The organism is Cellulomonas sp. zg-ZUI22 (assembly GCF_017353535.1).
Lineage (GTDB): Bacteria > Actinomycetota > Actinomycetes > Actinomycetales > Cellulomonadaceae > Cellulomonas > Cellulomonas wangleii.
Window position 1 is genome coordinate 257539 of record NZ_JAFMUZ010000007.1, and the last position, 14078, is coordinate 271616.

Sequence of the window (14078 nt, forward strand, 5' to 3'; positions counted from 1 at the left end):
CCTGACGCTCGACCCGCTGGGCGACGTCGACACGCTCGCGCGGAGCGTCGCGGTGTCGCTGACGTACACGGCCAACGTGCCGTACGTCGGCCTCGTGGGTGTCAGCCCGGCGATCTACCAGCAGGCCGGTGGCCCCGCGCCGCGACGGGCCCGGCGGCGGTGGCCGTGGCCGTCGCGCTGCTCGCCGGGCTGAGCGTCGTCGACCTGCGCGGCCACGCCGCGACCTACCTGCTCGCCGGGCCCGCGGTCGCCGTCGCGACCGTCGTGCTGGTGCAGGCCGGCCGCCGGCACGTCACCCTGCGGCCGGTGTGGCGCCCGCTGGTCGCGCTCGGCACCGTGTCGTACGCCGCCTACCTGTGGAGCTACCCGCTGACGCTGTGGCTGCGCCCGACGCTCGACGACGCCACCGGCCTGGTCGCCGTGCCCGCGACGCTGCTCGCGGCCGCCGTGAGCTGGTGGCTGGTGGAGCGGCCCGTGCAGCGGGCGGGCCGACGCCCCCGGGTCGCGGCGGGCGTCAGCGCAGGACGGTGAGGGTCAGGTCGTCGCCGACGGTCGAGTCGATCGCGACGAGCATGCGTCCGGAGACCGTCACGTCCTCGGTGCCCTCAGGCAGGGGGGACCGCCACATCTCGGTGCCGTCCGCGGGGTCCAGGGCCACCAGCTGGGGCTCCCCGGCCGTGCTCGGCGCACGCGCGAGCCCGAGCAGGTGCCGGCCGTCGGGCACGATCGTGCCCTTCATCGCCGTCGACTCCCACATCACCTCGCCGGTGCGCGCGTCGAGCGTCACCACGGCGGACTCGCCGGCGAGGTGGAGACGGCCGCCGATGAGGACGGCGTTCCCCGCCACCCACCCGTCGCGGGTCCACAGCTCCTCACCCGCGACGTCCCAGGCGGTGACCCCGTCCTCGCGCATCGTCAGGAGCAGGCCCGGCACGCTGCCGTCGTCGAGCGCGACCAGGGGATAGCCGGCCAGCTCGACGTCGCCCTCGGGGAGCAGCACCGTGGTGCGCACGTCGTCGTCCGGGTCCGTGGCGTCGGACCCTTCCTGCGGGTACGCGACGACGTGGACGCGGCCGGCGACGAGCTCGGCGGCGATGTACGGCGAGTCGGCGTCCCGCCCCCAGGAGCGCACCGTGCGCCCGTGCGCGTCGAGGAGGCGCAGAGCGGTCGGCGAGCTGACCGAGACGAGGTCACCGACGGTCCGCACGGAGAACCACTGCTCGTCCGCGCCCTCGGGCAGGGCGACCGTGGTCCGCCACCGTTCCGCACCGTCCGGTCCCACCGCGACGACGTCGGCCCCGCCCTCGGTCGGGAGCGCGACGACGACGACGTCCGCGACCGCGGCGAACGATGCGTCCATGACCCCCGCACCCAGCGCCCCGGTGACGTCGGTGACGACCGAGCCGTCGCGTGCGTCGAGCGTGAGCACACGCGTCACCGTCGGCGGGATCTCGGCCGACCCGTCGGCGGTGAGCACCTCGACGCCGTCGTCCACCCAGCACGTCACGAGGTCCGCGCGGCTGCCGGCCTGCTCGCACCGGCCGGGGAACGACAACGCCCGCGCGCCGGTCCGGGGGTCGACGTGCGTCGAGCCGTCGAGGACCTCCGTCCGCCACACCTCGCTCCCCGTGGCGGCGTCCACGGCCGTCACCGCCACCGGCCCCTGGGTGGCGGCCGGTACCGAGACCAGCAGGCCGTCCGGCGTGCGCACGTCCGCGATCTGCAGCCGGTACCGCGTGGTCGTCTCCCACGCCGGCTCGGGTGGCCGCGTCAGCAGGTTGACGCTGTACGGCAGCGCGGCCACGGCGGCGATCAGGGCGCGCTCGCGCCGGTCCACCACCACCTGCCCCACGACGCCGGCCACGACCAGGGCCACGACGAGCCCGGCGCCGACGAGCAGCGCGACGCGTCGTCGACCGGACCCCGCCGCGGGATCCCCGTCGCCGGCCGCCGCACCGCCGGGGGGCGAGGGGTCGGGGGTCGCACCACCGGGATCGACGTCGTCGACCACCTCGACCTCGTGCAGGTGACCGCGGCGCGCCATCGTCGGAGGCTAGCGGCCGGGCCGGCCGGCCGGGCCCGTTCGGGTGCACAGTCACGAGACCGGGCGACGGCCGCGCGAGCGTGGTGCCCGGGAGGGCGGCGGCGCTGCCGGCCGGGTCAGACCGTGAGGTCCTCCCAGACGAACGTCGTCGTGGTCCCGCTCTGCCAGTCGCGCCGCAGGACCGCGTAGGCCACGGAGGCGACGGGCGCGGCACCCTCGACCGGCCAGCCCTCCCGGTAGTGCGCCTCCTTGAGCCAGCCGCACCGCAGGAAGGTCTTGCGCATCGCGATGTTGTCCTCGCGCGTCTGCCCCTCGAAGCGGTGCACGTCCGGCATCGTGCCGAACACGTGGTCGGTGGCCGCACGCAGGACCTCGACCCCGAGGCCCCGGCCGCGCACCGGCCCGTCCAGGCGCAGGTCGAACAGCGGCGCCGACTCCGTGAGGTCCTCCAGGCGCAGCACCCCGATCCGGCCGAGGTCGGTGTGCTCCACCCAGTACGTGTCGTTGTCCTCGTCGCGGTAGGCGCCGTCGGCGACCTGCTCCTCGACGTCCTGCGCCGTCAGGCGGGGCCGGACGTGGAACGGGAAGACGTTCCGCGTCATGAAGTCCACGAGAGCGGTGCGATCGGCGCCCACGGGGTCGAGGCGGTGGAAGGAGACCGTCATGGCGGCCACCCTAGGGTTCCGATCCGCTGACCTGCGACGACATTGCCCGCGGCGCGACGCACGAGGCCGCCGGTCGATCAGCCGGACCCGAGGTCGGCGGCGAGCGCGCGCAGCTCGTCGAGGACGCGGCGGACCACGAGCCGCTCGGCGCGGTCCCGCCGCACCAGTGCGTCGATCCGGCGACCCGCCCGCACCCCGGCGAGCGGGACGAGGCGCACCCGCGCGCCGCCGCCGAACGCGTACCGGGGCAGCAGCGACACCCCGTGACCGGCCTCGACGAGCGCCTCGACCACGTGGAAGTCGTTGACCCGGTGCACGATCCGCGGCACCGCACCCGACCGTGCACCGACCGCCGCGAGCACCTCCGCCACCGGGAACCCGCTTCCGCTGCTGGCACTGTCGCTCGTCGTCGAGGGGCCCGCGCGGATCGCCGGGTCGTTCGACGGGCTCGGCAGCACGCAGGGGCTCCTCGCGCTCGGCGGGCTCGCGTTCACGGTCGTCGTCGCGACGCTCGTCGGGTCCGGGCTGTGGACCACGTTGATGGGCCGGCACCCGTCCAGCACGGTCGCGCCGTTCTCGATGCTCGTCCCCGTGGTCGGCACCGGCGCCTCGTGGCTGCTGCTGCGCGAGCGCACGTCACCGACGGAGCCGGCGTGCGGTGCGCTGGTCGTCGCGGGCGTGCTGCTGGGCAGCACGCGTCGGCGCGGGCCGGCGGGCGGCGACGTCGTCGAGGTCCCCGCGACGCCCTCGGCGCGACCGCTCGACCCGAGCCCGGCGTCGCGCGCCTGAGGCACGTCGGCGCTGACCGGGCGGGACGGAGCGGACCGGCTCAGGCCCCGGCGGGGAGCGTCCGCAGCAGGTACCGCTCCGACTCCCCGGCCTGCTGGGCCAGGTCCCACAGCGTCGACGACCCGGCACCGGACGCCTCGGCGGCAGCACCGTCCTGCAGGTCCGACCCGGCCCGCCCGGGGTCCAGCGTCTGCACGACGTGGTCGAGCTCCGCGGGGGCCAGCGGCACCGCCTGGGCCAGCACGGTCAGGTCGCGCAGCCCGTTGCGCAGCGCGTCCAGCTCGGCGAGCTGCCTGTCGTCGAGCCGGTCGCGGTCCGGCACCAGGTCGTCCTGCAGGCGCACGGCGTCGCGGAGCAGGGCGATCTGGTCCGGCTGGTGCGACCCCGGGCCACTGGACGCCTGCAGCGCCGTCGCCGTGGCCTGCGCGGCGGTCCGGACGCGTTCACGCAGCGGTGGCGGCCGGAAGCCCGGGACGACGACGAACCCGAGGACCACGCCGAGCAGCACCGCGGCCGCGATGAGCCCGACGTACTGCGTCAGCAGCGTGACCGGGTCCAGGTCCCGGCTCACGGCGTTGAAGCCGACGCTGACGACCACCATGAACGCGTTGCCCAGCGCCGGCAGCGTGACGATGTACCAGAGCCCCAGGCACAGGCAGACGGCGGCGACGAGGACCAGGAACCGCTCCGGCACGACCAGCAGCACCACCGCGACCGTGAGCGCACCGGCGACCACCCCGACGACCTTGTTCCGCGTCTTGACCGCGGTGTCGCTCCAGGTGGCCTGCATGATGCCGAAGGTCGCGAGCAGCGCGGTGGAGACCAGCGGGTCGCCGCGCTGCAGGCGCGAGGTGATCAGCAGCATGATCAGCACCGCGAGCGCGGTGCGCAGCGCGTGCCGCACCTGCACGGACCGCAGGCGGGCGGAGGGGTGCAGCACGGCGTCCTGCAGCTGCTGGCGTCGGTCGCGCTCGAGCCGGACGGCGCTGGTGTCGCGCGTCAGCAGGGCCTGCTCGACGACGTCGAGCGCGGCGCCCGGGGCGTCGGGGACCTCGACGAAGCCTGGCGCGGACGACGGGCCCGCTGCCGCCGGCGGCGTCGGTGACGGCGTCCGTGACGCGGACGTCGTCGCGTGCCTGTCGCGTCCCGGCTTGGCCCGCAGCCGCGCGGCCAGCCCCTGGGCCCGGTCCTGCAGCGCAGGGACGTCACCCGGGCCGGCACCGTCGGCCAACTCGGCGGTCCGCAGGGCCAGCCGGTAGCTCGACGCACCCTCGAGCGCCTGCGCGAGCCACCGCTGCCGGCCGTCGGTCAGCCAGGTGCCGAACGCGGTCGCGGTGGCCGTGGTCGGGTCGTCGGCGACGAGCACCGCCGCGACCTGCTCCCGCGTCGGCTTCGACGGGTCGGAGATCCCCATGAGGACGCGCAGCACGACGGCCACGACGACGCCCGCGACGGCCGCCGCGATCACCTGCCGGTGGTCGGCCCCGCCCTCCGGCGCGTAGCCGTAGCCGAACATCGTCGTCATCCCCAGGCCCAGGCCCGCCGTGCCGAAGCGCGGCCCGACCAGCGGGAGCAGCGCCGCCACCGCGGTGAGCAGCACGACCAGCACCATCGCCCACGGGCGCGACGTCTCCGCCACCAGGCGCGGCACCGCCGCCGCGACGACGAGCAGCGGTCCCATCACCGCAGCGACGCGCAGGTCCGCCCGCAGCGGACCCCCGATCAGCGCCACCAGCGCGAACATGCCCGTCAGCCCGCCGATGATCCCGGCCGCACCCGCGCCCCAGGCATCGGCCAGCAGGACCGACGGCAGGACCACGATGATCATCAGCACGATCAGCATCGGGCTGCCCTTGGGGCGCGTACGCGCCTCGGTGCTCCCAGTGCCCCCCACGGTGCCCCCTCGGAGGTTCGGCCACGCTCGGTCCTCACGCTAGGGCGGGAGGGAGGGAGCCGCCACAGGCCGGGTCGTGGCCCGTCCGCGCGCCGCCGAGCCCAGGATCACAGCTCCACCGGCAGGAATCGCTCGGCGATGGCGCTGGCGAGTCGGTTGCCGTCGATCTCGTACCGCTCGCCGGCGGGCGCGGCCACGAAGTGCTGTCCGTTGAGCCACACCCGCAGCGCGTCCTCGATCGAGTCGTCGTCGAGGGACCGGACGCGGACCGCGACCATGACGGGAACCGTCGGCATGGCCGCGATCGCCTCGAGGGTCGCGAGGTCGTCCGCGTGCTCGGTGGCGTCCTCGGGTGCGAAGCAGCCGGGCACGGGCTCGTCGAGCATCGCCGCGGGGTCGACGGTCGCGATGACCTGCGCCCGGGCGACGGCCCGCGACAGGCGGTCCAGCTGCCCGGCGAGCATCCCGATCGTGGCCGACGGTGGCAGGACGCTAACGGCGTAGGTGAGGACTGCGGCGGCGTCGGCGACGGCCTCGAGCGCGTCCGTGGGGTTCTTCATGGCTCCTCCTTCGATCCGGGAGCCGCAGCGGAGCGACCCCTCCCCTGTGCCACGGAGAGCCGAGAAAGTGACATCGGAGGCAGGCGGGCCGGGTTGACCAGGACGAACACGGTGACGACCAGGGCGGCAGCGCAGCATCTGCGGGCGGTTCGCGCCGCTAGCATCGGCGCTCCGGGACGACGGGGTCCCGCACTGTCGGCCGCCGGGACTCACCTCGGCGGCGAGGAGGTCGTCGTGGGACGCACGCTGTCCACAGCCGCACGCACCTGGGCCGCAGTCGCCGTCGTGCTCCTGCTCGTCCACCTCACCGCCGAGGCGACGGGCGCGCAGGACCTGTCGACCGTGAGCCAGTGGACCCTGATGCCCGCGCTCGCCGCGGTCGTCCTGACCGCCACGCGCAGGCCGCGCAGCCGGCTGGTGACCTGGGTGCTCGTCGCGCTGGGGTTCTCGTGGCTCGGCGACCTCGTGCCGTCGCTGGTCGACGACGACATGTCCTTCCTGGTGATGGTCGGGTTCTTCCTGCTGGCCCAGGTGGCGTACGTCGTCGCGTTCGCGCCCTTCGTGCGCAGGTCCGTCGTGCACCGGCGTCGGCTCCTGCTGCTGCCGTACGTCGCGGCGCTCGGGACGCTGGTGGCCCTGTGCGCACCGCACGCGGGCAGCCTGCTCGTGCCGGTGTGCGTCTACGGCGGGATGCTCACGGCCATGGCCGTGCTGGCGACCGGGCTGGGACGCCTCGCAGCGCTGGGCGGGGCGATCTTCCTGCTGAGCGACGCGCTCATCGCGCTCGAGGCGTTCGTCCCGTCGTGGGACCTGGCGGGTCAGGGGTTCTGGGTGATGCTGACGTACACCGTGGGGCAGGGCCTGCTCGCCGCGGCGGTGCTGCGCCGCGACGCTGTCGAGCGTCGTGCGCCGGAGCAGCAGGCGGCGCCGGACGTCCCGCAGGACGAGCTGGCGCCTCGCCGAACCGGTGGAGACCGCCGGGCCGGGCTGTCGAACCAGTGACGGGCCACCAGCATGGCCACGTCCTGAGGATGTCGAAGCAGAAGGTGTCCCTGGTCGACGGGACCTGCGCGGAGCGGTTCAGCTGGCCGGTCGAGCACCTCGGCCAGGACCAGCACGGCACATGGCTGGGTGCGCGGCGCGGGAACCCGGTCCGTCAGCCCGACGGCCGCCACGAGTCCCAGGAGCACGATGCCGTCTGGCTGGTCACGGAGGGCACATGGTGGCTGCCCGCCTTCTGGTTCACCGACACGACCGACCTCACCATCGACATCTGCACACCACCGACGCTCGACGCAAGCGTGTGGTCCTTCGTCGACCTGGAGCTGGACCTGGTGCGCACGGCCGACGGCCGCGCCTGCATCGTCGACCAGGACGAGTTCGACGAGCTGGCCCTGTCCGGGCACCTCACCGACACCCAGGTGGCGAGGGCCACCGAGGTCGCACGAGCGCTGCTGCCTCTCGTGCAGGCGGAGGCGGAGCCCTTCGGGCGAGCGTCGAGGGCGTGGCTGCGGGCGCTCCGCTCCTAGGACGTGTCTCCCCTGGTGTGCGGAGCCAGGTCAGGACTGCTGCGAGGACAGCACCGCCGCGGTAGGTGGTCGCGAGCTTGTCGTCGCGGGGTGCGAGTCCTCGCCAGGCACATGGGGGCGTCACCGCCCTGGCCCGGCCCGACGAGCACGGCCAGGGCCCGGCCCCGCCCGTCGACGGCGTGGTGGATCTTCGTAGCATCTCCACCGACCACGGCGAACCTGTGCGGGGCACGCGTCAGCTGCGGCGCGCCTCGACGACCATGAGCGGCGAGTCGTCCGTGAAGGGCGTGCGCGACCAGTCGCCCCAGACGTGCGTGACCTCGAACCCTGCGCTGGCGAGCTGCCGCTCGATCTGCTCGCGTTCGCGGAACTCGAGCGTCACCTTCTCGATGACGAGCTCGCCGGTGTCCGCGAACTGGTTGTACGCGGTCAGCAGCACGCGGCCGGGCTGGAACTCGTCGACCTCCATCCACTCGCGCAGTGGCCCGTGGTCGGTCGACCGGGTCGTCGGCTCGGCACCGGCCCAGGTCGTCCACGCCCGGACACGCGGGTTGCGACTCTCGAAGACGAGCGCGCCCCCGTCCCGCAAGGCGCTGCGGATGTCCGACAGCGTGCGCTCCCATGCAGGGTCCGGGATGTGCTGGGCGACGTTCCCCGACATGACCGCGAGATCGAAGGGCCCGCCCGCGATGGCCTGAGAATCGCCCAGTGCCCAGGTCACAACGTCCCCGCCGGCGCGGCGTGCGGCGTAGGTGAGCATGGTGGTCGACGGATCGACGCCGACGACTCGTCGACCTGGGCGGACGAGGCTGACGGTCAGGAGTCCGGTCCCGCATCCCACGTCCACGATCGACTGCGCGCCGATCTCGTCGGCGAGTGTCCGCACGTAGTGATGGTCAGGTCCGTCCGGGTTGTCGATGTCGTAGAGCTCCACCAGCCGGGCGTCGTAGTCAGGCACGGGCTGACGCTAGGGGTCCCTCGGCCTCGAGCCGAGGTGATTCGAGCGTCGCGTGCGCGTAGACCGCCGCCTCGTGCTCGGCCGCGGGCCTGGGCCTGGATGCCTTGGTCGCGGCCCCACTCTGGCGTCGTGGCCCGCCAGACATGTGGCAGACACGTCCGAGCTGTGCCATCCCGGCCGGGGTCGACGGCAGGTAGTCCGTTCCTGGCACCCCACCACCGTGTACCGCACTCCCGGGGCAGCGGGTCACGCACGAGGAAGTCCGCGCACGCTGCCGTCGGCAAGGCGCGAACGGCCGAATCGAACACCCCAGCAACGACGAAACCCCCCGCGGGACGCCCTTCCGGGCCCCCGCGAGGGGTTCTGTCACTCCAAGGCCACGACTTTCGTCGGGACCCAGCGGCGGGATGGTGACACAACTGCCTTGACCTGCGCGTGCGGGAGCCCGCGGGGACATGCAGTCACACGACTTCGGTCTCAACGCTCACACCGCAACGCGCTGAACTGCAAGAACGCGCGATCCCGCGTGGACGCTGCCGCGAGCTGGATCGGACGCGATCACGGACGCGTCGCACGGCCCATCTTGCGGTTCGCGAAGGGGCGGCGTCCGTAGTGCGCCGCGAACTGAGTCAGCAGTGCGGCTTCGACGTCCTCCGGATCCGTCTGCGGGGTGGGCAACCACGCGACCAGCAGATCGTCGGCATCGGCTAGCTGCCAGATGTAGCGACCGCCCCAGTGCCCGACGGGTTGCCCCACGCCATGGCGTCGGTACTCGTCGAGCCGCTTCCGCAACCCTCGCGCCCCCTTCGACCCGCCGCCGGCCTTGCCGATGTAGAGCACGATCGCGCTCGCCACCCACGCGTCAGTCAGGCGGTTGAGCTCGACCGACGGGTTCTTGGCCTTGAACCACCCCGCCACGCTCGACTCGAGGAACACGGCGGGCTCCGACGAGTCCCGAACGACGACATACACACCAGGGTGTGTCGGCACGTGCGCATCGGGCAGCCGAGCAAATGGCGCGAACCCCGCCAGGCCCGCGTCGCGCAAACCCTGGAGCGTCCGCTCGCGGATCTCAACCATGTCGCCCCTGTCGTCGAGCCGCGTGGTCACTGCGGTGTGCGAGGACGCGGCGTCCGGCGTCGTCGTGGCGGGATGAGTCCGAAGATGCGCTCCTCGACCTCGGACGCGCTCAGCCCGTGCGGTGCTCCCCATGCCGTCAAAATGTCGACGTACCGGGCGTAGTCGTCGGTGGATTGCCCCGATCGCGCCGCTGCCGACCGGGCTTTGCGCGACGCAGTCGCCACCGCCAACGACGGCCAGGCCCCGGACGACGATCCGCTGCGGGACCGGTTCATGCACACCACGTTCGACGGCGCACTGGCGGTGCACGTCGGCGGCGCCGTGCGGTGCGTCCCGGCGCCGGACCCCGGTCAGCCACTGACGTCCTACCTCGACGCAGCACTGGGCGGACCGGACCGGCTCGCCGGGCCCATCGCGCGTCAGTTGCTCGAGGTGCTCGCCCCTCGACGAGCTGAGGGTGCGCGCACCCACAGCGTGCTGGCCGGGCGTCCCCTGGTGCGCGCCTGCTTCACGAATGGGACCCCGAGCGCGCCACCCGCTGCCTGGCCGAGCTCGACGAGCTGGCCGCCGACCCGCGAGACGACATGCGCCGCGCGCCGCTGGTTCACGTGGGGCCGTTCGCGATCGTCATGGTGCCCTCGGGCACGGACGAGGTTCACGCGATGTCGGCCAGCGGTCCGCTGGGACGCTCGCACACCACCATCGACACCGCTCACCTGCTGGCCGCCAACGACACGTGGCTCGGCGACCAGGGCACCGCGACAGCAACGGCGTACGCGCGGCTGCGCGGCACCGGACCGAGTGCCCGCGACGCGCTCGGGACCCTTCCAGCGCTGCTGGCCGATCCCGCGTAGGGGGTTCGCTCGGAGGGGTCGGTTCGGCCGGGCGCCTTCGACCGGCGCCTCCCTGCCCCCTTCCCACTCGGAACCCTCATGACTATGATTCGGGTCATGACGACGACATCGTTGGCGAACGTGAAGGCACACCTGTCTCGCTTCGTCGACTCCGTCCACGACACGCACGAGCGCGTGACCATCACGCGCAACGGCGAGCCGGCGGCGGTCCTGATGTCGCCCGACGACCTCGCGTCCCTTGAGGAGACGATCGCCGTCCTGTCGGACGCCGCAGTCATGGCCGAGGTCCGAGAGGCTGACGCCGCAGTCGCCCGCGGTGACGTCACCCCGCTGGCAGACGTCTTGCGGGCCCGCGCTGCGAACGCGTGAGGTACGAGGTCCAGCTCGCTCCTCCGGCGCGGCGCGCCCTGGCCGGCGGGTTGCCTCCGGCGGTGGCCGCGGCGGTGATCGAGTTCCTCTCTGGTCCGCTGGCGGAGGCGCCGTTCCGCGTCGGCAAGCCCCTACGGAACGAGCTCGAGGGCAAGTGGTCGGCACGACGTGGTGAGTACCGCGTCATCTACACGATCAACGCGCGTGTGGTCACCGTGACCGTGCTGACGATCGCTCATCGCCGCGACGCCTACCGCACGTAGCCGCCCAGCAGCGGGCGCAGCGCCATTGCCGAGCCACATGGACTTCGGGGGGGGTGGTCGGAGCGGGCCCCTGCGGGCTGCTGCGCCCCGCCTCGACCTGAGCGACCCCCGGTCCGGGCGGCCCACCCTCATCCGTGCCACGAACGCGGCCGGTGCCGTCGTGGCGGAGGTCGGGTACTCCTTCACCAAGGCCGGCGCGTCCGGGCCGTCCGCGGACCGCCTCGCGGTCCAGACCCGCACCTCGACCAAGGAGGTCGGCGTCCCGGCCGGCGCGGTCACGTCGTACTCCTACGACTCGCTCGGTCGGCTCACCAACGCCACCGAACGCACGGGCTCGACCACGAACGCGGCGTGGGGGTATGGGTACGACAAGGCCGGCAACCGCACGTCGCAGACCCGATCGGCCAACACCGGGCTGCCCGCGGGGACCACGACGTACGCGTACGACACCACGCACCGTCTGACGTCATCCAGCGCGGACACCACCGCGTGGCAGTACGACGCGGTGGGCAACCAGCTGACGAACGGCATCACCGGGCAGCGCGCGACCTACGACTCCCGGATGGCTGTCACGTCGATCGGCACGGCCACGTACGACGGGTTCGACCAGGGCAACGCCGAGACGGTCTCCCGGGCGAACCCCGCCGCGTCCTGGACCAGCGCGTCCATCGGGCTGGTGTCCCAGACGTCGGGGTCCACAACGCACGTGTTCACCCGCGACACCCGCGGCAACGTCCTGGCGGCGAAGCAGGGCAGCAAACGCCTGTACTACGTCCAGGATGCGACGGACTCGGTCATCGGGGTGTTCGACGCCGCCGGCGGGTTCACCGGCGGGTACTCCTACTCCCCGTACGGAGAGCTGCGCGCGGCGACCGACAACCCCGTGATCAGGGACAACCCGTTGCGCTTCGCGAGCGGCCTGTGGGATGCGGCGGCCAACCTGTACCGGCTCGGCGCGCGCTACTACGACCCGGGTCTGGGCCGGTTCACGCAGTACGACCCGACCGGCCAGGAGCCCAACCCGTACGCGTACGCGGCCGGCAACCCGGCGAACTTCACCGACCCGACCGGGACGAAGATCAGGTGGGGGTGGTTCACCAAGGGCGTTGACGCGCTCAGTGGCGCGTACGACTCGGTCCAGGCGTTCCAGACGGTCAGGGCCTACGCTCGAGGTGACACCTACAACGGCTCGGTAGGTGTGGCGTCCTGGGCCATCGGGGGCGTCGTCGGCGGTGTCTGCGCGGGCCTCACCGCGGCCGCGACCGGAGGTGCCGGGCTTCTCGCGGCAGGTGGGTGCGCGACCCTCGGGGCCGCAGCTGGATTCGGTTTCGAGCAGCTCGCAGCCAAGCGGCGCAGGTAGGACGGAGTGGGATGTCGAACCAGACTGACGACCGGCCCCGCGGGGCGACAGCGGTTGTTCTGTACGTCCTGGTGCCTCTGGCCACCGCAGGCCTGCTGTACGCCGCCTTCAACGGGCATGCCTCGGATGCCCGGGTGCTGTTCGGTTCGATCGTCGGCACGGCGACCTGCATCGGGGTCGTGTACAAGCTGCTGACGTCGTGGGGTAGGCGCTGAAGTGGACGTCGTGGGCGTGATCGTCGTGGTCGCGGCGGTCGTGGTGGTCAGAGTGGTCTCGCGGCGCCACCGGGACCGAGGGCAGCGCTGACGGCCCTCGCCGGGCCGTCCGCAGCAACCGCGGAGCTCGGTGCCCCGCGGCGCCGGAGCAGCAGCACACGGCCGATGGTCCGGTAGGCAAGGACCACGTCGGCCCCGCCCAGGGCAGACCGGGGCGGGGTCGACGTGGTCCAGGACCGCTCGCGGTGCTGCGGATGTATCGCTGGGCGTGACAACCGCGGCACCGGATGTGCCCTCGTGGGCCGTCTGGCAGATGCGTACCGCTAGCGGTACGCATCTGGCTCGACCGCACCGGCCTCGGTCCTGCTGACAGGGGTAGGACTGGTGGCGACCGGAGTGGGAGCTCCGCTCGCCGTCGGGCTGGGGATCGGCGCGGCAGCCACCGCGGCCGATGTTGGCTCGAACCTCGCCAGGGGCAACAAGCGCGGAGCGCTGTTCGCCGGTGCGATGGGCGTCGTCGGGATGCGGACCGGCGTGGCAGGACACCTGCTGGGAGCCGGCAAGCTCTCATCGACACTGTACGAAGGCGCCTACGCGGGCATCGGCCTGTGGGGCGGGTCGCTGACATGAGGAGGGGCACTGATCATGGTCGCTGCTGGCAATAGCGGCAACCTCCTGCTGGGCGTTGGCACCATCGTGGTCGCGGTTCTCATCGTGCTCGTGGTGAACAAGCTCCGCGGCGGAAGCGGACGCAAGTAGGTCCACCTTCACCGGCGCAACGCCGAGGGGGCCGGCACCGTACGTTGAGTACCGTGCCGGCCCCCGCGGCGGTTCCACTGCTGCTCCCCCACGGCCGATGGCCGCGCTTCGGGTGCCGACGCACGGTGACGCTGATCAGGTGCATCCTTGCCACGGCCTTCCGCGGTCGAGCGCCCCACAGCCCGGCTTCGGCTTATGCCCACGACGTCGCTGAGGCGCGCACGGGCTGACCTCGAACAGCTCGTCGAGCTCATCCGGGACATGCACGAGCGTGTGACCGCCGCCCGCAACGGCAAGCGGACGGCAGTCCTGATGTAGCCCGACAGCGTCGCGAACCTCGAGGAGACGATCGCCGCCCTGTCGGACGCAACCGCGACGGTCGAGACCCAGGAGGCCGACGCCGCAGTCGCCCGCGATGAGGCCGGTCCGATGCGGCCCCACTCAGGTTGCCGTCCGGCCGCTAACCAGCCCACGCTCGTCCTCCCCGCCTCGGTCGTGCACTTCAACCTGCGCATGGTCCGCAAGTGGGCCAAGCGCATCGGGTTCCAGAGCGACGACATCCTGCTCGCACGCGACCGCGCCATCGCCGGGTACGAGGAGATCCCCCTCGACGACGACGAGCCGCCCGCGGCGCTGAGCCCGCCCACCGCAGCCTGACCTCGGCGACAACCCCGCACCCTCGACAAGCCCACGGCCCCAGGCCGGTGGGCCTGCCGTCATGTCCGGGCACCGTCGCCTG

At 73.1% G+C, this 14078-nt stretch carries 19 protein-coding genes; 12 read left to right on the forward strand and 7 right to left on the reverse strand.

Annotated elements, in window-relative coordinates; translation table 11 throughout:
- Positions 1–52 precede the first annotated feature (52 nt).
- Positions 53–193, forward strand: coding sequence for a hypothetical protein (locus J1G43_RS19180; protein WP_242635847.1), 141 nt, complete (start codon positions 53–55; stop codon positions 191–193).
- The gene (locus J1G43_RS19185) at positions 166–531 is read left to right on the forward strand and encodes a hypothetical protein (RefSeq protein ID WP_249670716.1); all 366 of its coding nucleotides are present in this window, start codon (positions 166–168) and stop codon (positions 529–531) included. Before J1G43_RS19180 ends, J1G43_RS19185 begins: the two co-directional genes overlap by 28 nt.
- On the opposite strand, the gene J1G43_RS16005 is transcribed toward J1G43_RS19185, so the two are convergent.
- From J1G43_RS16005 to J1G43_RS16015, 3 genes are all read right to left on the reverse strand, one after another.
- Positions 515–2044: a PQQ-binding-like beta-propeller repeat protein gene (locus J1G43_RS16005; RefSeq protein WP_207378818.1), complete on the reverse strand. Its 1530-nt coding sequence runs from the start codon at positions 2042–2044 to the stop codon at positions 515–517. The genes J1G43_RS19185 and J1G43_RS16005 overlap by 17 nt on opposite strands.
- 116 nt (positions 2045–2160) lie before the next feature.
- On the reverse strand, positions 2161–2709 hold the full coding sequence (locus tag J1G43_RS16010) for a GNAT family N-acetyltransferase (protein ID WP_207340338.1): 549 nt from the start codon (positions 2707–2709) through the stop codon (positions 2161–2163).
- A 77-nt stretch (positions 2710–2786) separates the two neighbouring features.
- On the reverse strand, positions 2787–3038 hold the full coding sequence (locus J1G43_RS16015) for a LysR substrate-binding domain-containing protein (protein ID WP_249670714.1): 252 nt from the start codon (positions 3036–3038) through the stop codon (positions 2787–2789).
- Between J1G43_RS16015 and J1G43_RS19190 the strand changes: the two genes are divergently transcribed.
- The gene (locus J1G43_RS19190; RefSeq protein ID WP_207378819.1) at positions 3013–3498 is read left to right on the forward strand and encodes an EamA family transporter; all 486 of its coding nucleotides are present in this window, start codon (positions 3013–3015) and stop codon (positions 3496–3498) included. The genes J1G43_RS16015 and J1G43_RS19190 overlap by 26 nt on opposite strands.
- Before the next feature lie 40 nt (positions 3499–3538).
- Here the strand turns inward: J1G43_RS19190 and J1G43_RS16025 are convergent, their stop codons facing one another.
- Both J1G43_RS16025 and J1G43_RS16030 read right to left on the reverse strand, forming a co-directional pair.
- Entirely contained in the window at positions 3539–5341 is a 1803-nt protein-coding gene (locus J1G43_RS16025; protein ID WP_207378820.1) for a hypothetical protein, read from the reverse strand.
- Positions 5342–5499: 158 nt separating this feature from the next.
- Entirely contained in the window at positions 5500–5952 is a 453-nt protein-coding gene (locus J1G43_RS16030) for a hypothetical protein (RefSeq protein WP_207378821.1), read from the reverse strand.
- A 234-nt stretch (positions 5953–6186) separates the two neighbouring features.
- Here J1G43_RS16030 and J1G43_RS16035 point away from each other — a divergent pair, with 234 nt between their 5' ends.
- Both J1G43_RS16035 and J1G43_RS16040 read left to right on the forward strand, forming a co-directional pair.
- Positions 6187–6954, forward strand: a complete 768-nt coding sequence (locus tag J1G43_RS16035) for a lysoplasmalogenase (RefSeq protein ID WP_207378822.1) — start codon at positions 6187–6189, stop codon at positions 6952–6954.
- A gap of 29 nt (positions 6955–6983) precedes the next feature.
- A complete protein-coding gene (locus tag J1G43_RS16040) occupies positions 6984–7481 on the forward strand; it encodes a DUF402 domain-containing protein (RefSeq protein WP_207378823.1) in 498 nt (165 codons plus the stop codon).
- Positions 7482–7716: 235 nt separating this feature from the next.
- Here the strand turns inward: J1G43_RS16040 and J1G43_RS16045 are convergent, their stop codons facing one another.
- Positions 7717–8439, reverse strand: a complete 723-nt coding sequence (locus tag J1G43_RS16045) for a bifunctional 2-polyprenyl-6-hydroxyphenol methylase/3-demethylubiquinol 3-O-methyltransferase UbiG (RefSeq protein WP_207378824.1) — start codon at positions 8437–8439, stop codon at positions 7717–7719.
- Positions 8440–8997: 558 nt separating this feature from the next.
- A complete protein-coding gene (locus J1G43_RS16050) occupies positions 8998–9549 on the reverse strand; it encodes a hypothetical protein (RefSeq protein WP_249670712.1) in 552 nt (183 codons plus the stop codon).
- A gap of 632 nt (positions 9550–10181) precedes the next feature.
- On the opposite strand from J1G43_RS16050, the gene J1G43_RS16055 reads away from it, so the two are divergent.
- From J1G43_RS16055 to J1G43_RS16085, 7 genes are all read left to right on the forward strand, one after another.
- Positions 10182–10373: a hypothetical protein gene (locus J1G43_RS16055; RefSeq protein WP_207378825.1), complete on the forward strand. Its 192-nt coding sequence runs from the start codon at positions 10182–10184 to the stop codon at positions 10371–10373.
- Positions 10374–10469: 96 nt separating this feature from the next.
- Positions 10470–10742: a type II toxin-antitoxin system Phd/YefM family antitoxin gene (locus J1G43_RS16060; RefSeq protein WP_089801006.1), complete on the forward strand. Its 273-nt coding sequence runs from the start codon at positions 10470–10472 to the stop codon at positions 10740–10742.
- Positions 10739–11005: a type II toxin-antitoxin system RelE/ParE family toxin gene (locus tag J1G43_RS16065; protein ID WP_089800253.1), complete on the forward strand. Its 267-nt coding sequence runs from the start codon at positions 10739–10741 to the stop codon at positions 11003–11005. Before J1G43_RS16060 ends, J1G43_RS16065 begins: the two co-directional genes overlap by 4 nt.
- A gap of 160 nt (positions 11006–11165) precedes the next feature.
- On the forward strand, positions 11166–12365 hold the full coding sequence (locus tag J1G43_RS16070) for an RHS repeat-associated core domain-containing protein (protein WP_207340319.1): 1200 nt from the start codon (positions 11166–11168) through the stop codon (positions 12363–12365).
- Positions 12366–12376: 11 nt separating this feature from the next.
- On the forward strand, positions 12377–12580 hold the full coding sequence (locus tag J1G43_RS16075) for a hypothetical protein (protein WP_207371005.1): 204 nt from the start codon (positions 12377–12379) through the stop codon (positions 12578–12580).
- Between the two features lie 384 nt (positions 12581–12964).
- Positions 12965–13210 (forward strand): hypothetical protein, encoded by a 246-nt coding sequence (locus J1G43_RS16080; protein WP_207378826.1) that lies wholly within the window; start codon positions 12965–12967, stop codon positions 13208–13210.
- A gap of 642 nt (positions 13211–13852) precedes the next feature.
- Positions 13853–13996, forward strand: a complete 144-nt coding sequence (locus tag J1G43_RS16085) for a hypothetical protein (RefSeq protein ID WP_207340316.1) — start codon at positions 13853–13855, stop codon at positions 13994–13996.
- Positions 13997–14078 lie beyond the last annotated feature (82 nt).

Coding starts and splice junctions, on each gene's coding strand:
- J1G43_RS16010 (WP_207340338.1), bottom strand. CDS start 2,709: ATGACGGTCTCCTTCCACCGCCTCGACCCCGTGGGCGCCGATCGCACC.
- J1G43_RS16060 (WP_089801006.1), top strand. CDS start 10,470: ATGACGACGACATCGTTGGCGAACGTGAAGGCACACCTGTCTCGCTTC.
- J1G43_RS16055 (WP_207378825.1), top strand. CDS start 10,182: ATGTCGGCCAGCGGTCCGCTGGGACGCTCGCACACCACCATCGACACC.
- J1G43_RS16040 (WP_207378823.1), top strand. CDS start 6,984: ATGTCGAAGCAGAAGGTGTCCCTGGTCGACGGGACCTGCGCGGAGCGG.
- J1G43_RS16030 (WP_207378821.1), bottom strand. CDS start 5,952: ATGAAGAACCCCACGGACGCGCTCGAGGCCGTCGCCGACGCCGCCGCA.
- J1G43_RS16025 (WP_207378820.1), bottom strand. CDS start 5,341: ATGCTGATCGTGCTGATGATCATCGTGGTCCTGCCGTCGGTCCTGCTG.
- J1G43_RS16085 (WP_207340316.1), top strand. CDS start 13,853: ATGGTCCGCAAGTGGGCCAAGCGCATCGGGTTCCAGAGCGACGACATC.
- J1G43_RS16005 (WP_207378818.1), bottom strand. CDS start 2,044: ATGGCGCGCCGCGGTCACCTGCACGAGGTCGAGGTGGTCGACGACGTC.
- J1G43_RS16075 (WP_207371005.1), top strand. CDS start 12,377: ATGTCGAACCAGACTGACGACCGGCCCCGCGGGGCGACAGCGGTTGTT.